The sequence below is a fragment of the Cereibacter azotoformans genome (assembly GCF_021391315.1).
GTDB lineage: Bacteria > Pseudomonadota > Alphaproteobacteria > Rhodobacterales > Rhodobacteraceae > Cereibacter_A > Cereibacter_A azotoformans.
The window spans coordinates 2,071,831-2,093,937 of record NZ_CP090021.1 but is presented as its reverse complement, the minus strand read 5'-3'; the positions used below and the strand labels follow the sequence as shown (position 1 = coordinate 2,093,937).

The following is a 22,107-nucleotide window of genomic DNA, read 5'->3' as shown; positions in this document are numbered from 1 at the left end:
ACGCGGCTGAACCTCGTGGTTCACAGGGTCCCACCTCGGACCGCTGACCCGGGCACGCACCGGATGAGGATCGCGCCATGAGCGCGTGCATATGAGACGGCTTGCAGGCCGCCCATGGGCGACCTGCTAATCGACAATCTCGTAGGGCAACAACCCGCGCCGGTCGGGGTCCACCCGAAGGCGCTTTTCCAGCGGCGGCACAGACCGCTGGTGGCACTCCTGCCGGTCACAGATCCGGCAGGAGATGCCGATCGGCTCGAACCTCCCCTTCAGATCGAGCCCGTCCGCATAGACCAGCGCATCGGCGTGCTGCAGCTCGCAGCCGAGCCCGATGGCGTAGCGGCGCACGGGCGCCGTGAACGACCCCCCCGGTTTCGACACGTCCCGCGCCAGCAGCAGGTAGCGCACTCCGTCAGGCGTCTGGGCGAGCTGGCGCAGGAACTGGCCCGGCGTCTCGAAGGCGCGGTGGACGTTCCACAGCGGGCAGGCCCCGCCGAAGCGCGCGAACTGGAAGCGCGTGGCCGAATGGCGCTTGGTGATCGTGCCCGCCTGATCCACCCGCACGAAGAAGAAGGGCACGCCCTTGGCGCCGGGCCGCTGCAAGGTGGACAGCCGGTGCGCCACCTGCTCGATCGAGGCGCCGAACAGGTCGGCCAGCCGCTCCAGATCGTGCCGCGTCTCGGCCGCCGCCTGCAGGAAGGGGCGGTAGGGCAGGAGGGCCGCCCCTGCGAAATAGTTGGCCAGACCGATCTTGGCGATCTCGCGCGCCTCGGGCGTCTGGAACCGTGCGAGATCCAGCGTCGCCTCGAGCAGGTCGTTCTGCGTCAGCAGCGCCACCTGATGCAGAAGCTGGAACCGCTGTGTGGGCGCGGCGGCGCGTGCCGACAGGCGCAGCGCATTGCCCTCGCGGCTGCGGATGGCCGGCATGTCCGAGATCTGCAGCTCGATCCCCGCCCGCGCCAGCGTCTCCATCGCGGCGGCGAGGATGTCGCGCCGGACCCCGCCGGGGGCTGCGTAATGTTCGGCCGCGCGGTCCACCGCGTCGATGTAATTGTCGCAATAGTGGAAGAAATCGCGCACCTCCTCCCAGGGCGAGGGGCGCAGGTCGGCCTCATCCCGCCCCAGCGCCTCGTCGAGCGAGGCGAGGCGCTCGTGCGTCTGGCGGTAGGCGCGGTGCAGGTCGAGAAAGGCCCGCGCCAGCGCCGGGGCGTTCGAGGCCACGAGCCTCAGGTCGGCGAGCGGCGGGCTGTCGGTAAAGATCGGATCGGCCAGCGCCTCGCGCATGTCGGTGACGATCCGCTCGGCCTCGGAGGTGGTGAGCTTGGTCACATCCACCCCGAACTCCTGCGCAAGCGCGAGGACCACGGTGGCCGAGACGGGCCGGTGGTTGTTCTCCATCTGGTTGAGATAGGGCAGCGAGGCGCCCAGCCGCTCGGCAAAGACCTTCTGCGTCAGGCCGAGCTTGACCCGAAGCTCGCGCAGTTTCGCCCCGGCGTAGAGTTTCTGCGCCATCTCCGGCCTCCCTTTGCAAAGCTGGTTGTGCCTTTGCAAAGGGTGCGCGTCAACGGCCCCGTCAGGTGGGCAGGCCGAGCGACCGGGCGCGCCGGATCACCCACAGGATGGCCGCGATCGAGGCGAGGCCCGAAACCAGCATGATGACGATCAGCGGCATCTCTCCGCCTTCGACGGTCAGCACCGCACCGGCGAGCGCGGCCAGCGCCGCGCCGCCGCCGATCATGATCGCGCCGCCGAGGCCCGAGGCCGTGCCCGCAAGCTGCGGATGGATCGACAGCATCCCGGCGTTGGCGTTGGGCAGCACCATGCCGTTGCCCAGCCCCACGGCCGTCATCATGCCGAAGAAGAAGGTGGGATGGTGCAGCCCCGCCAGCGTGCCGCCCATCAGGATCGCCAGCCCGCCGGTCGTGGCCACCGACCCCCAGAGCACCATCCGGTTCATGCCCATGCGGATCGAGTAACGGCCCGACAGGAAGTTGCCGACCGCGTAGCCGATGGCGGGGGCGGCGAAGTAGATTCCCACCTGCGAGGAGGAGAGGTGGAAGATCTCGGTCCCCACGAAGGGCGCGCCGCCGAGATAGGCGAAGAAGCAGCCCGAGGCGAAGGCCGCGCAAAGCACATAGCCCCAGAACCGCTGCGAGCCGAGCAGCGCCGGATATTGCCGCATCTGCGCCCCGAAGCTGACCGGCCGGATCTCGGATGTCTCGCCCAGATCGGCCCAGACCAGCGCCGTGACCGCCACCCCCAGCGCCAGCAGCAGCGCAAAGTTCGCATGCCAGCCGAACAGCTCGTCCAGCACGCCGCCGATCACCGGCCCGATCATCGGCACCAGCGACATGCCCATCGTGACATAGCCGATCATCGAGGCCGCCTGCTCATCCGGCACCATGTCGCGCACGACCGCCCGGCTGACCACGATCCCTGCGGCAATCACCGCCTGCGCCATGCGGAAGAAGAGGAAGACCTCGGCCGTGGGCGCCACGAGCGTCCCCACCGTCGCCAGAAGGAAGAGCCCGAGCGACCACAGGATCACGCTGCGCCGCCCGAACCGGTCCGAGATCGGCCCGACCAGCACCTGCAAGACCGCGCTCAGGCCGAGATAGAGCGCGACCGACAGCTGGAGCAGCTGGTAGGGCGCCTCGAACCAGGCGGCCATGCCGGGCAGCGAGGGCAGGAAGATGTTCATCGACAGCGCCGCAAGCCCCGTCAGCATCACGAGCGTGATGATGTGGGGCGGCGACTGCCGGTTCAGGAAGCGGGGAGGGGGCAGGGCAAGCATCGTCGAGAGTTAGGCCTCCTGCGACGAACTGTCCATCAGCTCCAGCGATGGAAGATGAAGAAAGCCCCCAGCCCGATGAAGGCAAATCCGAGCAGATGATTCCATTGCAGCGGCTCCTTCAGGTAGAGCACCGAGAAGGCGGCGAAGACGGCCAGCGTGATCACCTCCTGGATGGTCTTGAGTTCGGCGGCCGAGAAATGGCCGTGTCCGATCCGGTTCGCCGGCACCTGAAGGAGATATTCGAAGAAGGCGATCCCCCAGCTCGCGAAGATGACGATGAGAAGCGGCGCGGTCTTGAACTTCAGGTGCCCGTACCAGGCGAAGGTCATGAAGATGTTCGACGCGAGAAGAAGCCCGATGGTGACGAAAGGCACCGGAAGCGTAGGCATGGAGGGGTCCTGTTTGCGGATTTGCGATTTGCACGCTGCGCTGGCAAAGTAATTTGCAAATATCCCGAAATTTTCTTTCGCAGCAGCGGGCTCCTGACTATGGTGCGCCGAAATTCGGGGGGCAAGGCCATGAAAGACATTCTCCAGGAACTCGAAGATCGTCGCGCGATCGCCCGCGCCGGGGGCGGGCAGCGCCGTGTCGATGCCCAGCACAAGCGCGGCAAGCTGACGGCCCGCGAACGGATCGAACTGCTTCTCGATGAAGGCTCGTTCGAGGAGTTCGACATGTTCGTGCGCCACCGCTGCACCGATTTCGGGATGCAGGACGACCGGCCCGCAGGCGACGGCGTCGTGACCGGCTGGGGCACGATCAACGGCCGCATGGTCTATGTCTTCAGCCAGGACTTCACGGTGTTCGGCGGCTCTCTGTCGGAGACGCACGCCCAGAAGATCTGCAAGATCATGGACATGGCGATGCAGAACGGCGCGCCGGTGATCGGGCTGAACGACTCGGGCGGCGCGCGGATCCAGGAGGGCGTGGCCTCGCTCGCCGGTTATGCCGACGTGTTCCAGCGCAACATCATGGCCTCGGGCGTGATCCCGCAGATCTCGGTGATCATGGGGCCCTGCGCCGGCGGCGCGGTCTATTCGCCCGCCATGACCGACTTCATCTTCATGGTGAAGGACACCTCCTACATGTTCGTCACCGGCCCCGACGTGGTGAAGACCGTGACGAACGAGGTCGTGACCGCCGAGGAGCTGGGCGGTGCCTCGACCCACACGAAAAAGTCCTCCGTGGCCGATGGCGCCTTCGAGAACGACGTGGAAGCCCTTTACGAGATTCGCCGTCTGGTCGATTTCCTGCCGCTGTCGAACCGCACGCCCGCCCCGGTGCGCCCGTTCTTCGACGACGTGGCCCGGATCGAGGACAGCCTCGACACGCTGATCCCGGACAACCCGAATCAGCCCTACGACATGAAGGAACTGATCCTGAAGATCGCGGACGAGGGCGACTTCTACGAGATCCAGAAGGACTTCGCGGCCAACATCATCACCGGCTTCATCCGCATGGAGGGCCAGACGGTCGGCGTGGTGGCGAACCAGCCGATGGTGCTGGCGGGCTGCCTCGACATCGACTCGAGCCGCAAGGCTGCGCGCTTCGTGCGCTTCTGCGACGCCTTCAACATCCCGATCCTGACGCTGGTGGACGTGCCGGGCTTCCTGCCGGGGACGGGCCAGGAATACGGCGGCGTCATCAAGCACGGCGCGAAACTTCTGTTCGCCTATGGCGAGGCGACCGTGCCGAAGGTCACGGTCATCACCCGCAAGGCCTATGGCGGTGCCTATGACGTCATGGCCTCCAAGCACCTGCGCGGCGACTTCAACTACGCCTGGCCCACCGCCGAGATCGCGGTGATGGGCGCCAAGGGCGCGACCGAGATCCTCTATCGCTCCGAGCTGGGCGATGCCGAGAAGATCGCGGCCCGCACCAAGGAATACAAGGATCGGTTCGAGAACCCCTTCGTGGCGGCCGAGCGCGGCTTCATCGACGAGGTGATCATGCCGCATTCGACCCGTCGCCGGGTGTCGCGCGCCTTTGCCAGCCTGCGGAACAAGAAACTCAGCAATCCTTGGAAGAAGCACGATAACATCCCCCTCTGACACCACGGAAGGGGAGGGGAAGATGAGACGTGTCGTCGCGCCGGGCGCTGCAGGGGCGCCCGGATCCGCCGCGGCCCTGATCGGACAGGCCGCAGAGGCCCGGCCGGATCGGCGGTGCACGGCATGACGGATGCGGCAGGGCTGATTCCGGTGCCCTCGGGCCAGGTGGTCACGCTTCTGGACACGATCTGGAACGAGCCGGGGCCTTCGGGCCTTACGTTCCGCTTCCGCTTCCTCGCCCCCGGCATCGGGAGCGGCGGAGGGATCGACTATGACACGGCCTTCGCGGACATGCTCGCGCTCTGCCAGGCTTATGTCGTGCCGAAGATCGCCGACGTCCTGCCCCAGCCGGAGCAGGTGATCATCTCCTTCTCGGACCGGCCGCTGCCCTTCGGCGCCGCCGACCCCGAGGCGACACAATATTTCGAGGCCTTCAGCATTCAGGATGGCCACTGTATCTTGGAGGCCTTCTGATGACAGCACCATCTATTGTGGTCCCTTTCGGCGCCGAGCGGCGGGCTGATGTAGAAGAGTCACAGGGCGACGGTTTGAAACGCATGATGTGTCAATCGCTTGGGGGATCAGATACGATGGTGGACGACCGAACCCAAGCGGTCTATGCCTCGCAGGAAGTCCACGGAGAGGAAGGATCCTCTGCGTCGGCTTGCAATGATAAATGGAGTAGAGGATGTCGAAGAGCACTGTTGTTTTCGCGCTGTGCATGGTTGCGTTCGTCGCTGCCTGCGCGAAGAAAGAGGAAACGGTTTACGTGGAACAGCCGGCCGTCACGGCTGAGCCGGTCTACACGGGCAAGTACAAGTAATCTGCCCGGGCGGGCCGTCGAGCATCTCCGGCCCGCCTACCTTCCCGCCCTCCTGACCGGGGAGGGCGTGGCATGCTGAAGCATCGGGGCTTCCCCAGCCGCTATCCCGGCACCGACCTTCAATACACGATCCGCCGCGCCAACAAGGACGGCGCCACGCGCATCATCCGGCGCGAGCGTTACCGCGACCGCAAGGCCGTGGACCGGGCCGCCGACCTGGGCTTTCTCACGGCCCTGTGGGAGCATTTCGGCGAGGAACCGTTCGAACGTGGCAACCTCGACGCGGGGCGCCTCTCGTGGCTCTTCGGCCGCGAAGTGGTGCCGGCCGAGGATCCGTTCGATCCCGAATCCTACGACGCGCTGCTGCGGATCGACCGGCGCAAGGCCGAGGCCGCCTTTCCCGAGATCTTTGCCCCCGACGCATCGACCTCCTTCCAGGACGAGGACGATTGGGGCGACGAGGAGGAGGAATAGGCGTGCTTCCGCGCAAGCTCCTGCTCCTGCGGCCGAATTTCGCGCATCGCGAACCGCACGCCTTCGTGGGCTTTGCCAGCGGGGGGGCGGTGCCCCATCTTCTGGGTGCGGATGTGGCCGTTCCGGCGGATCGCTTCCCGCGAGACTGCGACCCTTCCCTTTCCTTCCGGTCCGGCGCCCCGCGCCCCGGACCGGCCTTTTCCCTGGGTGAGCGGCATTCGGCCGACCTCGCCGGTTGCAGCCTTTTCGGCTTTTCCATGCCGCAGGTTGCGGTAATTCTCTGCTCCGACATAACAGAAGCCGGAGGCAGAGCATGTCCAACATCACGAAATTCCTTCTTCTCGGCGCCATCGCCGCAACCGTCTCGGCCTGCGACACGGCCACGGGCCGGGCTGGCGGCGGCGCCCTCGCGGGGGCGGCGCTGGCCGACGCGACCGACGAGAACATGGTGGCCGGTGCCGCTCTCGGCGCCCTCGCCGGCGCTGCCAGCTGCGGCGTGCCGGGCCTGCCGCCCTGCCGCTCGGGCGGCAACTACTACTGAGTCCGGCGCCGCTCCGGCGGCAACCGCTCACGCCATCCGCGCTGCCGCGTCGGCGCAGGACATTCCGCAGGGACCGTCCGGGCACTCGCCCGGGCGGTCCTTTTCGTTTTCGCGCCTCCGGGCGTGCTGCTGACAAAGGGACGATGATGTTCAAGAAGATCCTGATCGCGAACCGGGGCGAGATCGCCTGCCGCGTCATCAAGACCGCCCGCAAGATGGGCATCAAGACGGTGGCCGTCTATTCGGACGCCGACCGCAACGCTCTCCACGTCAGCATGGCGGACGAGGCGATCCACATCGGGCCGCCGCCCGCCAACCAGTCCTACATCGTGATCGACAAGATCATGGAGGCGATCAAGGCGTCGGGCGCCGAGGCCGTCCATCCCGGCTACGGTTTCCTGTCCGAGCGGATGGATTTCGCCGCCGCGCTGGAGAAGGCCGGTGTCGTCTTCATCGGCCCGCCGTCCCCGGCGATCGAGGCGATGGGCGACAAGATCACCTCGAAGAAGCTGGCGAAGGAGGCCGGCGTCTCGACGGTGCCGGGCTACATGGGCCTGATCGCCGACGCCGACGAGGCGGTGAAGATCTCGGACGAGATCGGCTATCCGGTGATGATCAAGGCCAGCGCCGGCGGCGGCGGCAAGGGGATGCGGATCGCCTGGAACGCGCAGGAAGCGCGCGAAGGCTTTGAATCCTCGAAGAACGAGGCCGCCAACAGCTTCGGCGACGACCGGATCTTCATCGAGAAATTCGTGACGCAACCGCGCCACATCGAGATCCAGGTGCTGGCCGACAAGCACGGCAACTGCGTCTACCTGCACGAGCGCGAGTGCTCGATCCAGCGCCGGAACCAGAAGGTCATCGAGGAGGCGCCCTCGCCGTTCCTGGATGAGGCCACCCGCAAGGCGATGGGCGAACAGGCCGTCGCGCTGGCCAAGGCCGTGGGCTATGCCTCGGCCGGGACGGTGGAGTTCATCGTGGACGGGCAGAAGAACTTCTACTTCCTCGAGATGAACACCCGGCTGCAGGTCGAGCATCCGGTCACCGAGCTGATCACCGGCATCGACCTCGTCGAGCAGATGATCCGGGTGGCGGCGGGCGAGAAGCTGCCCTTCCAGCAGTCGGACCTGAAGATCAACGGCTGGGCGATGGAAAGCCGGCTTTATGCCGAAGATCCCTATCGCAACTTCCTGCCCTCGATCGGTCGCCTGACCCGCTACCGCCCGCCGGTGGAAGCGGTCACGCCCACCTCGGTCGTCCGGAACGACACCGGCGTCTTCGAGGGCGGCGAGATCTCGATGTATTACGACCCGATGATCGCCAAGCTCTGCACCTGGGCGCCGACGCGGGACGCGGCGATCGAGGAGATGCGTCTGGCGCTCGACACGTTCGAGGTTGAGGGGATCGGCCACAACCTGCCCTTCGTGGGCGCGGTCATGGACCATCCGCGCTTCGTGAGTGGCGACATCACCACCGCCTTCATCGCCGAGGAATATCCCGAAGGCTTCCAGGGGTCGACCCTGGATGAGCCGACGCTGCGCCGGGTGGCGGCGGCCGCCGCCGCGATGAACCGCGTGGCCGAGATCCGTCGCACCCGCATCTCGGGCACGATGGACAACCACGAGCGGACGGTGGGCGACGACTGGGTGGTGTCGCTGCAGGGCGAGGACTTCCGCGTCGGCATCGCCGCCGACCGCGAAGGCTCCACCGTGACCTTCTGCGATGGCTCGTCGCTGCGCTGCACCTCGGACTGGACGCCGGGCCAGCCGCTCGCCCGCGTGATGGTGGACGGCAAGCCGCTGGTGATGAAGGTCGGCAAGATCCCGATGGGCTTCCGGGTGCGCCTGCGCGGCGCGGACCTGAAGGTGCATGTCCGCACCCCGCGTCAGGCGGAACTCGCGGTCCTCATGCCCGAGAAGCTGCCGCCGGACACCTCGCGCTTCCTGCTCTGCCCGATGCCGGGTCTGGTGGTGAAGATCAACGTCGCGGAAGGCGACGAGGTGCAGGAGGGCCAGGCGCTCGCCACCGTCGAGGCCATGAAGATGGAGAACATCCTGCGCGCCGAGCGCAAGGGTGTGGTCAAGCGCATCTCCGCCGCCCCCGGATCGAGCCTGCGCGTGGACGACATCATCATGGAGTTCGAATGAGCTACCGGCCGGCCGGGTTTATCTCGAGCAGTTCGTCCCTCCTGAGGGGGAACTTGTCGATGGCCCGGCCGATCTCGCGCACGTCCCAGGGCAGGGGCTTGCGCAGCTTCACCTGCCCGTCCTTGTCGAGGATCACCAGCGAGAAGCCGCGCGGATGCAGCGTGCGGCGGAGTTCGGAGGGTTCGGCCGGGTCGGTGTCGGTGATCACGATCACGTCCCGCTCGGCCAGATGGTCGAGCCGGGCGGCGATCATCTGCATCTGCCGGACGAAGTTCGGATCCGCGGGCGTGTCGGCAAAGACCACCACGGGCCGCTGCGTCCACAGGAACTGCGCGAGGGTCAATCCCTCGGCCTCGACCGGCCCCGGTCCAGTCACCGAGAGATCGCCGGCTGGCGCGGCGAATGGCAGAAACGCAGCAAGAGCAAGAATTTGAAGGGGTTTCATGCGGCCTCCCGCCTTCATATAGGCCGGCTTCCGCGGAAACCCAAGTCTCAACGCGCGGCCCCGGGCCCGCGGTCAGGAAAAGGGAAGACCCGATGACCGAAAATCTGGATGCGTGGCGCAAGCTCGCCGAGAAGGAACTGAAGGGGAGAAACCCCGACAGCCTGACCTGGAACACGCTGGAGGGCATCCCGGTCAAGCCGCTCTACACGAAGGCCGATCTCGACGGGATCGACCATCTGGGCGGGCTGCCCGGCATCGCCCCCTTCACCCGCGGCGTGCGCGCGACGATGTATGCCGGCCGGCCCTGGACCATCCGCCAGTATGCGGGCTTCTCGACCGCCGAGGCCTCGAACGCCTTCTACCGCAAGGCGCTTGCGGCCGGTCAGCAGGGCGTCTCGGTCGCCTTCGACCTCGCGACCCACCGCGGCTATGACAGCGACCACCCCCGCGTGGTGGGCGACGTCGGCAAGGCGGGCGTGGCCATCGACTCGGTCGAGGACATGAAGATCCTCTTCGACGGCATCCCGCTGGAAAAGATCAGCGTCTCCATGACGATGAACGGCGCGGTGATCCCGGTGCTGGCGAACTTCATCGTGACCGGCGAGGAGCAGGGCGTGCCGCGGGCCGAGTTGTCGGGCACGATCCAGAACGACATCCTCAAGGAGTTCATGGTCCGCAACACCTACATCTATCCGCCCGAGCCTTCGATGCGGATCATCGCGGACATCATCGAATACACCTCGAAGGAGATGCCGAAGTTCAACTCGATCTCGATCTCCGGCTACCACATGCAGGAGGCGGGGGCGAACCTGGTGCAGGAGCTGGCCTATACGCTGGCCGACGGGCGCGAATATGTCCGGGCGGCGCTGGCGCGCGGCATGAACGTGGACGATTTCGCGGGGCGGCTTTCCTTCTTCTTCGCCATCGGCATGAACTTCTTCATGGAGGCCGCGAAGCTGCGCGCCGCCCGGCTCCTCTGGCACCGGATCATGTCCGAGTTCGAGCCGAAGAAGCCCGGCAGCCTGATGCTGCGCACCCACTGCCAGACCTCGGGTGTGTCGCTGCAGGAGCAGGATCCCTACAACAACGTGATCCGCACCGCCTACGAGGCGCTGGCCGCGGCGCTGGGGGGCACGCAGTCGCTGCACACCAACGCGCTCGATGAGGCGATCGCGCTGCCCACCGAATTCTCGGCCCGGATCGCGCGCAACACCCAGCTCATCCTGCAGGAGGAAACCGGCGTCACCAAGGTCGTCGATCCGCTGGCGGGCAGCTACTATGTCGAGAGCCTGACCAACGAACTGGCCGAGAAGGCCTGGGCGCTGATCGAGGAGGTCGAGGCGATGGGCGGCATGACCAAGGCCGTGGCCTCGGGCATGCCCAAGCTGCGGATCGAGGAATCCGCCGCTCGCCGGCAGGCCGCCATCGACCGCGGCGAGGATGTGATCGTCGGCGTGAACAAGTATCGCCTCGCGAAGGAGGATCCGATCGAGATCCTCGACATCGACAACGTCGCCGTTCGCGAAGCGCAGATTGCACGGCTGGAGAAGATGCGCGCCACCCGCGACGAGGCCGCCTGCCAGAAGGCTCTGGACGAACTCACCCGCCGCGCGACCGAGGGCGGCAACCTGCTCGAAGCCGCCGTGGCCGCCTCGCGCGCCCGCGCCTCTGTCGGAGAGATCAGCATGGCCATGGAGAAGGTGTTCGGCCGCCACCGCGCCGAGGTGAAGACACTCTCGGGCGTGTATGGCGCCGCCTACGAGGGCGATGACGGATTCGCGCAGATCCAGCGCGACGTCGAGGCCTTCGCGGAAGAAGAGGGCCGCCGCCCGCGGATGCTGGTGGTCAAGATGGGTCAGGACGGCCACGACCGCGGCGCCAAGGTGATCGCCACCGCCTTCGCCGACATCGGCTTCGATGTGGATGTGGGCACTCTGTTCCAGACGCCGGAAGAGGCGGCGCAGGACGCCATGGACAACGACGTGCATGTGGTGGGCATCTCGTCGCTCGCCGCCGGCCACAAGACGCTGGCGCCGAAGCTGATCGAGGCGCTGAAGGAAAAGGGCGCGGGCGACATACTGGTGATCTGCGGCGGCGTGATCCCGCAACAGGATTACGAGTTCCTGCACAACGCGGGCGTCAAGGCGATCTTCGGGCCGGGAACCAACATCCCCTCGGCCGCCAAGCACATCCTCGACCTGATCCGCCAGGCGCGGACCTGAAGACCCGGCGCCGCCCCCTCCGGGGCGGCGTCCCCGGCGCGCCAGGAAGGCAGCCCTTTCATTCTGGCTCAAATATCCCGGGGGTGCGGGGGCAGCGCCCCCGCTCTCTCGCGCCGGATCCGCGCCGCAGCCGTCATGTCGCCCATGCCGGCCAAAGCGTCGCGTTTTTCCTCTGGACAGGTGCTTCGTGGCCGGGCTAGGTGACTCCCATCAGGATCGGGAGAATCCGGGGCAACCCGGTGCCGAAGGAGCAACCGCCCCGGTAAACTCTCAGGCGCAAGGACCGTCCTGACACGAAGACTCTGGAGAGAGGCCGGAAGGCCCGCCGAAGGGATAACGATCTCAGGCGCAAGGGACAGAGGGGGCACTGCGGGACGGGATCCGTCCATGCGGTGCCGCGCATTCCGCCGGCATCGAAACCAGGAGGGCGGCGTGAGCGACGATACCCAAGAGCTGCGGCGGCTGCCGCTGCATGACCTGCATGTCAGTCTGGGTGCCCGGATGGTGCCCTTCGCCGGCTGGGAGATGCCGGTCCAGTATCCCGCGGGCGTGATGAAGGAGCATCTCCACACCCGCGCGGCGGCCGGCCTCTTCGACGTGAGCCACATGGGCCAGCTTCTGCTGCGGCCGAAGGGGGCCATGGCCGACCTGGGGGCCGCGCTGGAACGGCTCATGCCAGTGGATGTGCTGGGCCTGCCCGAAGGCCGCCAACGCTACGGGATCCTCACCAGCGACACGGGCGGCATTCTCGACGACCTGATGTTCGCCAATCGCGGCGACCATGTCTTCGTCGTCGTCAACGCGGCCTGCGTCGCCAACGACACGGCCCATCTGCGCGAGGAACTGCGCGAGGTGGCCGAAGTCGCCTCGGTGGAAAGCCGCGGGCTTCTGGCGCTTCAGGGCCCGGCGGCCGAGACTGCGCTCGCGCGGCTGGTGCCTGCGGTCGCCGCCCTGCGCTTCATGGATTTCGCCGTCGCCGACTGGCAGGGCGAGGCGCTCTGGATCTCGCGGTCGGGCTATACCGGCGAGGACGGGTTCGAGATCTCGGTCCCGCGCGGGATCATCGCGCCCTTCGCCGAGGCGCTTCTCGCCATGGAGGAGGTGGCGCCCATCGGGCTCGGCGCCCGCGACAGCCTCCGGCTCGAGGCGGGGCTCTGCCTCTACGGCCACGACATCGACACCACCACCTCGCCGATCGAGGCGGGCCTTTCCTGGGCGATCCAGAAGGTGCGGCGGCCGGGCGGGGCCCGCGCGGGCGGCTTTGCCGGCGAGCAGCGCATCCTGCGGGAACTCGAGGCCGGCCCCGAGCGTCTTCGCGTGGGCCTGCGCCCCGAAGGCCGGGCGCCGATGCGCGAGGGGACCGAGCTTTACACCCCCGACGGCACGCCCGTCGGCCGCGTCACATCCGGCGGCTTCGCGCCCTCGCTCGAGGCTCCGGTCGCCATGGGATATGTGGCCGCCGCGCAGGCCGCGCCGGGCACGGCCCTTGCGGGCGAGGTGCGCGGCAAGCGCCTGCCCGTGATGGTGACCGACCTTCCGTTCCGACCCTCCACCTACAAACGCTGAGGCTGAAGATGAAATACACCAAGGAGCATGAATGGCTGCGGGTCGAGGGCGACCTCGTCGTGGTCGGCATCACCGAACATGCGGCGACGCAACTTGGCGATGTCGTGTTCATCGAACTCCCCGAGGTCGAGACCATGGTGGCGGAGGGCGACGAGGTGGCCGTGATCGAGAGCGTCAAGGCCGCGTCGGACATTCTGGCGCCGATGGATGGCGAGATCGTGGCCGTCAATGAAAAGCTCACGGACAAGCCGGGGCTCGTGAACGCCGATCCGATGGCCGCATGGTTCTTCAAGATGCGCGTCGAGGATCTGTCGGTGCTCGACGATTTCATGGACGAGGACGAGTATCAGGATCTGATCGGCTGAATCATGACCTTCACCCCCACCGACTACAACGCCTACGATTTCGCCAACCGCCGGCACATCGGCCCGTCGCCCTCCGAAATGGAGGAGATGCTGCGCGTGGTGGGGGTGTCCTCGCTCGACCAGCTGATCGAGGAGACGGTGCCCGCCTCGATCCGGCAGAACCAGCCGCTCGACTGGGCGCCGCTGGCCGAGCATGAGCTCTTGCAGAAGATGCGCGAGGTGGCGGCGAAGAACCGCGTCATGGTCTCGCTGATCGGGCAGGGCTATTACGGCACCGTGACGCCGCCCGCGATCCAGCGCAACATCCTGGAAAACCCCGCTTGGTACACGGCCTACACGCCCTACCAGCCCGAGATTGCGCAAGGGCGGCTCGAAGCGCTTCTGAACTACCAGACCATGGTGGCGGACCTGACGGGCCTGCCCGTGGCGAACGCCTCGCTCCTCGATGAGGCGACGGCGGCGGCCGAGGCCATGACCATGGCCGAGCGCGCCGCGAAGTCGAAGGCGCGGGCCTTCTTCGTCGATGCCGACTGCCATCCCCAGACGATCGCCGTGATCCGCACCCGGGCAGAGCCCCTGGGGATCGAGGTCATCGTGGGTCACCCGGCGCAACTGGTGCCCGAGGACGTGTTCGGCGCGCTCTTCCAGTATCCCGGCACCTACGGCCTCGTGCGCGACTTCACCCGCGAGATCGCGGCGCTGCACGAGGCGAAGGCGCTGGCGATCGTGGCGACCGACCTTCTGGCGCTCTGCCTGCTGAAGGAGCCGGGCGCCATGGGCGCCGACATCGCCATCGGCTCGAGCCAGCGCTTCGGCGTGCCGATGGGCTATGGCGGCCCGCACGCGGCCTTCATGTCCTGCCGGGACGAGCTGAAACGTTCGATGCCGGGGCGGCTGGTCGGCGTCTCGGTCGATGCGCGCGGCAACAAGGCCTATCGCCTCGCGCTCCAGACGCGCGAGCAGCACATCCGGCGCGAGAAGGCGACCTCGAACGTCTGCACCGCGCAGGCGCTTCTGGCGGTGATGGCGAGCTTCTACGCCGTCTTCCACGGCCCCAAGGGCCTGCGCCACATCGCCGAGCGGGTGCATCTGAACACCGTACGGCTGGCTCAGGCGCTGAAGGAGGCCGGCGCCCGCGTCAGCCCCGAGGCCTTCTTCGACACGATCACCGTCGAGGTGGGGGTGGGGCAGGCGGGCATCCTGGCCGCCGCGCGCCACCGTGGCATCAACCTGCGCAAGGTGGGCCGCGACCGGGTGGGCATCTCGCTCGACGAGACGACCGACGCAGGTGTGATCGCCCGCGTGCTGGACGCCTTCGGCATCCATGATCCCGCACCCGCGAGCGTGGGCCTCGGCTTCCCCGAGGCGATGCTGCGCGAGTCCGCCTATCTGAGCCACCCGGTCTTCGACATGAACCGGGCCGAGTCCGAGATGATGCGCTACATGCGCCGCCTGTCGGACCGGGATCTGGCGCTCGACCGCGCGATGATCCCGCTGGGAAGCTGCACGATGAAGCTGAACGCCGCGGCCGAGATGATGCCGATCACCTGGCCCGAATTCGCCACCCTTCATCCCTTCGCGCCACCCGAACAGGCGGCCGGCTACACCGAGGCGATCCGCGACCTCAGCGACCGGCTCTGCCGCATCACCGGCTATGACGCCATGTCGATGCAGCCGAACTCGGGCGCGCAGGGGGAATATGCGGGGCTGCTCACGATCCTCGCCTATCACCGCGCGCGGGGTGAGGGCGAGCGCACCATCTGCCTCATCCCGATGTCAGCCCACGGGACGAACCCGGCCTCGGCGCAGATGGCGGGGATGAAGGTGGTCGTGGTCAAGTCGGCGCCGAACGGCGACGTCGATCTGGACGACTTCCGCGACAAGGCGGCGGCGGCGGGCGACCGGCTCGCGGCCTGCATGATCACCTATCCCTCGACCCACGGCGTCTTCGAAGAGACGGTGCGCGAGGTCTGCCGCATCACCCACGAGCACGGCGGGCAGGTCTATATCGACGGCGCCAACATGAACGCGATGGTGGGCCTCGTGCAGCCGGGCGCCATCGGCGGCGACGTGAGCCACCTGAACCTGCACAAGACCTTTGCCATTCCGCATGGCGGCGGCGGTCCCGGCATGGGGCCGATCGGAGTGAAGGCGCATCTCGCGCCCTACCTGCCGGGCCACCCGGAGACGGGCGGCCCCCTGGCCGGAGGCCAGATCGTGGCTACGCACGAGGGGCCGGTCTCGGCCGCGCCCTATGGTTCGGCCTCGATCCTGCTGATCTCCTGGGCCTATTGCCTGATGATGGGCGGCGAGGGGCTGACGCAGGCGACGCGGGTGGCGATCCTGAACGCCAACTATGTCGCGGCGCGGCTGAGGGGGGCCTATGACGTGCTGTTCATGGGCAACCGCGGGCGCGTGGCGCATGAGTGCATCCTCGACACCCGCCCCTTCGCCGAGGCCGGCGTGACGGTGGACGACATTGCCAAGCGCCTGATCGACAACGGCTTCCATGCCCCCACCATGAGCTGGCCCGTGCCCGGCACGTTGATGGTGGAGCCGACGGAATCCGAGACCAAGGCCGAGATCGACCGCTTCATCACGGCGCTTCTCGCGATCCGCGAGGAGATCCGGGCGGTCGAGGCGGGCGAGATCGCGGCGGCCGACAGCCCGCTGCGCCACGCGCCCCACACGGTTGAGGACCTGGTCGCCGACTGGGATCGCAACTATCCGCGCGAGCAGGGCTGCTTCCCGCCGGGCGCCTTCCGGGTGGACAAATACTGGCCGCCCGTCGGCCGGGTGGACAATGCCTGGGGCGACCGCAACCTCGTCTGCATCTGCCCGCCGGTCGAAAGCTACAGCGTCGCGGCGCAATAGGCGGAGAGGGGCAGGCACTGCCCCTCCCCATCCCGTTCCGGCAGCATTCGCTTCAGGCCGCGCGGGCGCGGGGCGCGAACCGGCCGTAGAAGCTCTCGCCCTGCCGGGCCATCTCGACCAGCAGTTGCGGGGGTGCAAAGCGTGCGCCGTGCCGGCCTGCAAGGTCCTCGCACAGCTCGACAGCCCGCGCCGCGCCGATCATGTCGAGCCAGCTGAAGGGACCGCCCGACCAGGGCGCAAAGCCCCAGCCGAGGATCGCCCCCACATCCCCCTCGCGGATGTCGGTGAGCACGCCCTGTTCGAGCGCACGCACCGCCTCGAGCACCTGCGCAAACAGGAGGCGATGCTGCACCTCGGTCAGTTCCGGCTGCAGTGGCGCGACCGGCCAGCGGTCCGCCAGCCCGCTCCAGAGACCCTGCCGCTTGCCCGCCTCGTCATAGGCGTAGAAGCCCGCCTTTGCCTTGCGCCCCATGCGGCCCTCGTCGGCCAGCCGGAAGATCACCTCGTCCACCGCCGAATCCGGGTAGGCATCGCCCATCGCGGCGCGCGTGGCCTTGGCGATCTTCACGCCGAGGTCGATCGAGGTCTCGTCCACCAGTTGCAGCGGTCCGAGCGGCATCCCCACGAGCCGCGCCGCATTCTCGAGGAGGGCCGGCTGCACGCCCTCGGCCACCATGCGGATCCCTTCGTTGAGATAGGGGATGATGCAGCGGTTGGCGTAGAAGAAGCGGGCGTCGTTCACCACGATCGGCGTCTTGCGGATCTGGCGCACGAAGTCGAGCGCCTTGGCCACGGCCCGGTCGCCGGTCTGCTTGCCGCGGATGATCTCGACCAGCAGCATCTTGTCCACCGGCGAGAAGAAATGGATGCCGATGAACTGCGCCGGATCGCGGCTGGCCTTGGCGAGTCCCGAGATCGGCAGGGTCGAGGTGTTGGTGGCGAAGATGCACTCCGGCCCCACCACGGCCTCGACCTTCTGCGTGACCTCGGCCTTCACCGACGGATCCTCGAACACCGCCTCGACGATCAGGTCGCAGCCCGCGAGCGTTCCGTAGTCGGTCGTCGCAAGGATGCGGGCCAGCACCTCGGCCTTCTTCCCGGCCGTGATCTTGCCCCGCTTCATCCCCTTGTCGAGCACCCCTTCCGAATGCGCCCGCCCGCGGTCGGCGGCCTCCTGCGTCGAGTCGATCAGCACCACCTCGATGCCGGCGCTGGCCGCGACATGGGCGATGCCCGCGCCCATCATGCCCGCGCCGATCACGCCCAGCTTCCGCACCGACTGGTCGGGCAGGGCAGGGCGGACGGCGCCCTTCTCCAGCGCCTCCTTGTTGATGAAGAGCGACCGGATCATCGCCGAGGAGGAGGGGTTCATCAGCACATGGGTGAACCAGCGGGCCTCGATCTTCAGCGCCGTGTCGAAGGGCACCAGCGCGCCCTCATAGACCGCCGACAGCAGCGCCTTCGCCGCCGGATAGACGCCCATGGTCTTGCCCATCACCATGGCCGAGGCGCCCACGAAGGTCATGAAGCCGCCGGGATGGTAGGGCGTGCCACCGGGCATCTTGTAGCCCCTGGCGTCCCAGGGCTTCACGAGGTCGGCGTCCGTTGCCGACAGCACCCATTCCTTCGCCCGCGCGAGAAGCGCGTCCGCGGGCACCACCTCATCCACGACGCCCACGGCCTTCGCGCCCCTGGGATCGTTCAGCTTGCCCTCGAGCAGCAGCGGCGCGGCCATCATGGCGCCCAGCTTGCGGACAAGCCGTGTCGTGCCCCCGCCGCCGGGGAAGATCCCCACCATGATCTCGGGCAGGCCGATCTTCGCCTTCGGATTGTCGGCGGCGATGATGCGGTGGCAGGCCAACGGCAGTTCGAGCCCGATGCCGAGCGCGGTGCCGGGCAGCGCCGCCACGATGGGCTTGCCGCCCTTGTGGGTCTTGGGATCCATGCCCGCGCGCTCGATCCGGCGCAGGACGGCGTGCATCTGCATCACGCCTTCGAACACAGCCTTGGCCGGATCGTCGCCGCCTTCGGCCTTCATGCGGGCGATGACGTTGAGATCCATCCCCCCGGCAAAGTCCTTCTTGCCCGAGGTGAGGATCACCCCCTTCACGCCCGGATCGGCGAGGGCCGCGGCGATCAGCCCGTCGAGTTCGGCAAAGCCGTCCATCGACATGACGTTCATCGACTTGCCCGGCACGTCCCAGGTGATGGTGCAGACGCCGTCGGCGTCGGTCTTGCTCGTGAAATCGGTCATCTGGTTCCCCTCCCTCAGACGCGCTCGATGATGGTGGCGGCACCCATGCCCGAGGCCACGCAGAGCGTCGCGAGACCTACCCCCTTGCCCGTCCGTTCAAGCTCGTCGAGCAGCGTTCCGATGATGATCGCGCCGGTGGCGCCCAGCGGATGGCCCATGGCGATCGCGCCGCCGTTCACGTTGACCCGGCCCGGATCCACGTCGAACGCCTGCTGGAAGCGCAGGACGACCGCGGCGAAGGCCTCGTTGACCTCGAACAGGTCGATGTCCGAAATCTGCATCCCCGAGTCCCTGAGGATCTTTTCGGTGACGGGGACCGGCCCCGTCAGCATGATGGTCGGATCGGTGCCGATCTTGGCCGTCGCCCGGATGCGCGCGCGCGGTTTCAGCCCGTGCGCCTCGCCGAACGCGCGGCTGCCGATCAGCACCGCGGCAGCGCCGTCCACGATCCCCGAGGAATTGCCCGCATGATGGATGTGGTCCACCCGCTCAAGCTCGGGATATTTCATCATCGCCAGCTTGTCGAAGCCCGGCATCTGCTCGCCCATCTCCTTGAAGGCGGGGCGGAGCGAGCCGAGCGACTGCATGTCCGTGCCCGGCCGCATGTGCTCATCCCGTTCGAGGATCGTCACGCCGTTCTGGTCGCGCACCGGCACGACGGACCGGGCAAAGCGGCCCTCGGCCCAGGCGGCCGCGGCGCGGCGCTGGCTTTCCACCGCCAGCGCGTCGGCCTCGTCCCGGCTGAAGCCGAAGCGGGTCGCGATGATGTCGGCCGAGATGCCCTGCGGCACGAAATAGCTTTTCATCGCCAGCGAGGGGTCCACCGCGATGGCCGCCCCGTCCGATCCCATCGCGACGCGGCTCATCATCTCGACGCCGCCCGCGATATAGGCCTCGCCCGCGCCGGCGCGCACCTGGTTGGCGGCGAGGTTCACCGCCTCCATCCCGCTCGCGCAGAAGCGGTTGATCGAGAGCCCCGGGATCGTCTCGTCGAGATCCGACAGCAGCACCGCCGAACGGGCAAGGCAGCCGCCCTGTTCGCCGACCTGCGTGGCATTGCCCCAGATCACATCCTCCACCGCGGCGCCGTCGAGGTTGTTGCGCTCCTTCACGGCGTTCAGCACCCGCGCCGAAAGCGTGAGCGCCGTCACCTCGTGCAGCGCACCGTCCGGGCGGCCCTTGCCGCGCGGCGTGCGCAGGGCGTCATAGATATAGGCTTCCGTCATCTGTCCTCCTCGGCCCGGCTGCGATGGCCCGGCCCTGCTGGTCGGTTCGCGCGCCCCCTCTCGGGCACGCGGTCAATCTTCGGGGGCCTGATGCGAGACGACCCGGGCGAGCAGCTCCGGTCGCGTTTCCCGGTCGCGCTGGTGGGGCAGCGATGCCAGCCACGCCACCCGCCCCTCGACGCCCGAGTTCAGCACCGGCCGGAAGTCGAAGCCCGACAGCGCGCCCGCCATGAACTCGGTCGTGTCGCCGTCCTTGTCCCGGAAGAAGAGGGGCGTGCCGCAGATGGCGCAGAAGCCGCGCTCGGCGACGCTGGACGAGGCCCAGACCGCCGGTTCGCCCTGCCAGACGATCCCCGCGCTCGTCACCTCGAGAAGCGGCGCGAAGGCGTTGCCCGTCGCGCGCTGGCACATCCGGCAGTGGCAGACCGACGCGAGCTTCGGCCCGGCCGGCACCTCGTAGCGCACCGCGCCGCACTGGCAGCCGCCTCGCGCGGCCGGTTCCTCTGTCCATCCCTCGCGCATCATCCCCTCCCGGATGTGGCCTCAGAAGGCCTCGGCGGGCAGGCCCATCACCGGCTCTGCCCCGGTCTCGATCCGCGCCAGATGCAGCGCGGTCGCGGGCAGGTGGCGGGCCATGTAGTAGCGCCCGGTCGCGATCTTGGCCTCGAGCGCATCCCGGTCACCGCGGCCCGCGTCGAGCGCCGCCAGAGCGGCCTTCGCCATCCTTGCCCACATGTAGCCGAGGCAGAGATGCCCCATCATCGTCATGAAGTCGTAGGACCCCGCCAGCGCCTCGTCGGGGTTCTTGATCCCCTTCTCGGCAAAGAACAGCGCCGCCTTCTGCGTGTCCTTCGAGGCCTGCTTCAGCGGTTCGAGGAAGCCCTTGAGCCGGGCATCCTCCTCGTTCTCCTTCAGGAAGGCGCGGATCATGTGGAAGAAGGCCATGGCCGGCTTGCCGCCGTCCGCCGCCAGCTTGCGCCCCACGAGGTCGAGCGCCTGGATGCCGTTCGCGCCCTCGTAGATCATGGCGATCCGCGCGTCGCGGACGAACTGGCTCATGCCGTTCTCCTCGACATAGCCGTGCCCGCCCCAGACCTGCTGCGCGGCCACCGCGCTTTCGAGACCCTTGTCGGTCTGGAAGCCCTTGATGACCGGCGTCAGCAGCGAGATCAGCCCTTCGGCCTCGGCATCCCCCAGCCGCACCGAACGGTCGATGAGCTGCGCGCCCCAGAAGGTCAGCGCGCGGGCGCCTTCGACGAAGCTCTTCTGGTCCATCAGGTTGCGGCGGATGTCGGGATGCACGATCAGCGGATCGGCCGCCCCCGCTGTCGTCCCCTGACCCGAGAGCGAGCGGCCCTGCAGCCGGTCACGGGCGTAGGCGACGGCGTTCTGATAGGCGGTCTCGGCCACGGCATAGCCCTGCAGACCCACGCCGAGCCGCGCCTCGTTCATCATGGTGAACATGGCGCGCATCCCCTTGTGCAGCTCGCCCAGAAGCCAGCCCTTGGCGCCGTCGTAGTTCAGCACGCAGGTCGCGTTGCCGTGGATGCCCATCTTGTGCTCGATCTTGCCGACCGAGACATGGTTGCGGTCGCCAAGCGAGCCGTCCTCGTTCACGAGATATTTCGGCACGATGAAGAGCGAGACGCCCTTGGTCCCCTCGCCGCCGCCCGGCGCCTTGGCCAGCACCAGATGGACGATGTTCTCGGCCAGGTCGTGATCGCCCGCCGAGATGAAGATCTTCTCGCCGGTGATGAGGTAGGAGCCATCCTCCTGCGGCTCGGCCTTGGTGCGCATCATGCCGAGATCCGTGCCCGCATGGGGCTCGGTCAGGTTCATGGTGCCGGTCCAGTCGCAGGTGACCATCTTGGGCAGCCAGGTGCGCTTCTGCTCCTCCGTGCCGTGGGTGTGGATCGCGGAATAGGCGCCGTGCGTCAGGCCCTGATACATGTTGAAGGCCATGTTGGCCGAGACGAAGATCTCGCCCACCGCCGTCTGCATGATGTAGGGCAGGCCCTGGCCGCCATATTCGGGGTCGCAGTCCAGCGCGGTCCAGCCGCCGTCCTTGAGCTGGGCGAAGGCCTCGGCGAAGCCCTCGGGCGTGCGCACGACGCCGTTCTCCAGCCGGCAGCCCTGCGTATCGCCCACCCGGTTCAGCGGCGCGAGCACGTCCCGGGCCAGCTTGCCCGCCTCTTCCAGCACGGCCGAGGTGAAGTCGGGTTCCAGCTCGTCATAGCCGGGAACCTCGGACCCGGACACGTTCAGCACCTCATGCAGGATGAACTGCATGTCGGTCACGGGTGCGTTGTAGATTGGCATCGTCTC

Annotated in this window: 18 protein-coding genes and 2 riboswitches; of the genes, 10 read left to right on the top strand and 8 right to left on the bottom strand. The window is 67.8% G+C overall.

The window, feature by feature from the left end:
* Positions 1-126: 126 nt before the first annotated feature.
* The 3 genes from pccR to LV780_RS10455 form a co-directional block, all read right to left on the bottom strand.
* The gene (gene pccR, locus LV780_RS10465; protein ID WP_117345015.1) at positions 127-1,512 is read right to left on the bottom strand and encodes a propionyl-CoA assimilation transcriptional regulator PccR; all 1,386 of its coding nucleotides are present in this window, start codon (positions 1,510-1,512) and stop codon (positions 127-129) included.
* Positions 1,513-1,573: 61 nt separating this feature from the next.
* The gene (locus LV780_RS10460) at positions 1,574-2,794 is read right to left on the bottom strand and encodes a multidrug effflux MFS transporter (protein WP_108220336.1); all 1,221 of its coding nucleotides are present in this window, start codon (positions 2,792-2,794) and stop codon (positions 1,574-1,576) included.
* A 35-nt stretch (positions 2,795-2,829) separates the two neighbouring features.
* On the bottom strand, positions 2,830-3,183 hold the full coding sequence (locus LV780_RS10455; protein WP_011909266.1) for a DMT family protein: 354 nt from the start codon (positions 3,181-3,183) through the stop codon (positions 2,830-2,832).
* Between the two features lie 129 nt (positions 3,184-3,312).
* On the opposite strand from LV780_RS10455, the gene LV780_RS10450 reads away from it, so the two are divergent.
* The 6 genes from LV780_RS10450 (at position 3,313) to LV780_RS10430 (ending at position 8,830) form a co-directional block, all read left to right on the top strand.
* A complete protein-coding gene (locus LV780_RS10450) occupies positions 3,313-4,845 on the top strand; it encodes an acyl-CoA carboxylase subunit beta (protein ID WP_011909265.1) in 1,533 nt (510 codons plus the stop codon).
* Between the two features lie 123 nt (positions 4,846-4,968).
* Positions 4,969-5,319 (top strand): DUF6497 family protein, encoded by a 351-nt coding sequence (locus LV780_RS10445; protein WP_108220337.1) that lies wholly within the window; start codon positions 4,969-4,971, stop codon positions 5,317-5,319.
* Positions 5,320-5,533: 214 nt separating this feature from the next.
* Positions 5,534-5,668: a hypothetical protein gene (locus LV780_RS21940; protein ID WP_044248239.1), complete on the top strand. Its 135-nt coding sequence runs from the start codon at positions 5,534-5,536 to the stop codon at positions 5,666-5,668.
* Between the two features lie 72 nt (positions 5,669-5,740).
* The gene (locus LV780_RS10440; protein ID WP_101341301.1) at positions 5,741-6,142 is read left to right on the top strand and encodes a hypothetical protein; all 402 of its coding nucleotides are present in this window, start codon (positions 5,741-5,743) and stop codon (positions 6,140-6,142) included.
* 313 nt (positions 6,143-6,455) lie between these two features.
* Positions 6,456-6,683, top strand: a complete 228-nt coding sequence (locus tag LV780_RS10435) for a hypothetical protein (RefSeq protein ID WP_011909263.1) — start codon at positions 6,456-6,458, stop codon at positions 6,681-6,683.
* Positions 6,684-6,829: 146 nt separating this feature from the next.
* On the top strand, positions 6,830-8,830 hold the full coding sequence (locus LV780_RS10430) for an acetyl-CoA carboxylase biotin carboxylase subunit (RefSeq protein ID WP_101341302.1): 2,001 nt from the start codon (positions 6,830-6,832) through the stop codon (positions 8,828-8,830).
* 1 nt (position 8,831) lies between these two features.
* Here the strand turns inward: LV780_RS10430 and LV780_RS10425 are convergent, their stop codons facing one another.
* Complete coding sequence (locus LV780_RS10425; protein ID WP_011909261.1) at positions 8,832-9,275, bottom strand: DUF4174 domain-containing protein; 444 nt, start codon at positions 9,273-9,275, stop codon at positions 8,832-8,834.
* Positions 9,276-9,367: 92 nt separating this feature from the next.
* Between LV780_RS10425 and scpA the strand changes: the two genes are divergently transcribed.
* The 4 genes from scpA (at position 9,368) to gcvP (ending at position 16,302) form a co-directional block, all read left to right on the top strand.
* Positions 9,368-11,497: a methylmalonyl-CoA mutase gene (gene scpA, locus LV780_RS10420; protein ID WP_108220338.1), complete on the top strand. Its 2,130-nt coding sequence runs from the start codon at positions 9,368-9,370 to the stop codon at positions 11,495-11,497.
* A 207-nt stretch (positions 11,498-11,704) separates the two neighbouring features.
* Positions 11,705-11,792: riboswitch (glycine riboswitch) on the top strand.
* 5 nt (positions 11,793-11,797) lie between these two features.
* A riboswitch (glycine riboswitch) is annotated at positions 11,798-11,858 on the top strand.
* A 71-nt stretch (positions 11,859-11,929) separates the two neighbouring features.
* A complete protein-coding gene (gene gcvT / locus LV780_RS10415) occupies positions 11,930-13,063 on the top strand; it encodes a glycine cleavage system aminomethyltransferase GcvT (RefSeq protein WP_101341304.1) in 1,134 nt (377 codons plus the stop codon).
* Positions 13,064-13,071: 8 nt separating this feature from the next.
* Positions 13,072-13,428: a glycine cleavage system protein GcvH gene (gene gcvH / locus LV780_RS10410; RefSeq protein WP_011909258.1), complete on the top strand. Its 357-nt coding sequence runs from the start codon at positions 13,072-13,074 to the stop codon at positions 13,426-13,428.
* A gap of 3 nt (positions 13,429-13,431) precedes the next feature.
* Positions 13,432-16,302: an aminomethyl-transferring glycine dehydrogenase gene (gcvP, locus tag LV780_RS10405; protein WP_117345014.1), complete on the top strand. Its 2,871-nt coding sequence runs from the start codon at positions 13,432-13,434 to the stop codon at positions 16,300-16,302.
* 52 nt (positions 16,303-16,354) lie between these two features.
* Here gcvP and LV780_RS10400 read toward each other — a convergent pair whose 3' ends face one another.
* From LV780_RS10400 to LV780_RS10385, 4 genes are all read right to left on the bottom strand, one after another.
* The gene (locus LV780_RS10400; RefSeq protein ID WP_117345013.1) at positions 16,355-18,556 is read right to left on the bottom strand and encodes a 3-hydroxyacyl-CoA dehydrogenase NAD-binding domain-containing protein; all 2,202 of its coding nucleotides are present in this window, start codon (positions 18,554-18,556) and stop codon (positions 16,355-16,357) included.
* Between the two features lie 14 nt (positions 18,557-18,570).
* Complete coding sequence (locus tag LV780_RS10395; RefSeq protein WP_108220340.1) at positions 18,571-19,782, bottom strand: acetyl-CoA C-acetyltransferase; 1,212 nt, start codon at positions 19,780-19,782, stop codon at positions 18,571-18,573.
* A 72-nt stretch (positions 19,783-19,854) separates the two neighbouring features.
* Entirely contained in the window at positions 19,855-20,304 is a 450-nt protein-coding gene (locus LV780_RS10390; RefSeq protein WP_108220448.1) for a GFA family protein, read from the bottom strand.
* Between the two features lie 21 nt (positions 20,305-20,325).
* Complete coding sequence (locus LV780_RS10385; protein ID WP_108220341.1) at positions 20,326-22,101, bottom strand: acyl-CoA dehydrogenase C-terminal domain-containing protein; 1,776 nt, start codon at positions 22,099-22,101, stop codon at positions 20,326-20,328.
* Positions 22,102-22,107 lie beyond the last annotated feature (6 nt).

Bases quoted from the DNA above. Each gene is read 5' to 3' on its own strand.
- LV780_RS21940 (WP_044248239.1), top strand. From the start codon at position 5,534: ATGTCGAAGAGCACTGTTGTTTTCGCGCTGTGCATGGTTGCGTTCGTC.
- LV780_RS10445 (WP_108220337.1), top strand. From the start codon at position 4,969: ATGACGGATGCGGCAGGGCTGATTCCGGTGCCCTCGGGCCAGGTGGTC.
- LV780_RS10390 (WP_108220448.1), bottom strand. From the start codon at position 20,304: ATGCGCGAGGGATGGACAGAGGAACCGGCCGCGCGAGGCGGCTGCCAG.
- LV780_RS10450 (WP_011909265.1), top strand. From the start codon at position 3,313: ATGAAAGACATTCTCCAGGAACTCGAAGATCGTCGCGCGATCGCCCGC.
- LV780_RS10460 (WP_108220336.1), bottom strand. From the start codon at position 2,794: ATGCTTGCCCTGCCCCCTCCCCGCTTCCTGAACCGGCAGTCGCCGCCC.
- LV780_RS10400 (WP_117345013.1), bottom strand. From the start codon at position 18,556: ATGACCGATTTCACGAGCAAGACCGACGCCGACGGCGTCTGCACCATC.
- pccR (WP_117345015.1), bottom strand. From the start codon at position 1,512: ATGGCGCAGAAACTCTACGCCGGGGCGAAACTGCGCGAGCTTCGGGTC.
- LV780_RS10425 (WP_011909261.1), bottom strand. From the start codon at position 9,275: ATGAAACCCCTTCAAATTCTTGCTCTTGCTGCGTTTCTGCCATTCGCC.
- LV780_RS10440 (WP_101341301.1), top strand. From the start codon at position 5,741: ATGCTGAAGCATCGGGGCTTCCCCAGCCGCTATCCCGGCACCGACCTT.
- LV780_RS10430 (WP_101341302.1), top strand. From the start codon at position 6,830: ATGTTCAAGAAGATCCTGATCGCGAACCGGGGCGAGATCGCCTGCCGC.
- LV780_RS10385 (WP_108220341.1), bottom strand. From the start codon at position 22,101: ATGCCAATCTACAACGCACCCGTGACCGACATGCAGTTCATCCTGCAT.
- gcvH (WP_011909258.1), top strand. From the start codon at position 13,072: ATGAAATACACCAAGGAGCATGAATGGCTGCGGGTCGAGGGCGACCTC.
- scpA (WP_108220338.1), top strand. From the start codon at position 9,368: ATGACCGAAAATCTGGATGCGTGGCGCAAGCTCGCCGAGAAGGAACTG.
- gcvP (WP_117345014.1), top strand. From the start codon at position 13,432: ATGACCTTCACCCCCACCGACTACAACGCCTACGATTTCGCCAACCGC.
- LV780_RS10435 (WP_011909263.1), top strand. From the start codon at position 6,456: ATGTCCAACATCACGAAATTCCTTCTTCTCGGCGCCATCGCCGCAACC.
- LV780_RS10395 (WP_108220340.1), bottom strand. From the start codon at position 19,782: ATGACGGAAGCCTATATCTATGACGCCCTGCGCACGCCGCGCGGCAAG.
- LV780_RS10455 (WP_011909266.1), bottom strand. From the start codon at position 3,183: ATGCCTACGCTTCCGGTGCCTTTCGTCACCATCGGGCTTCTTCTCGCG.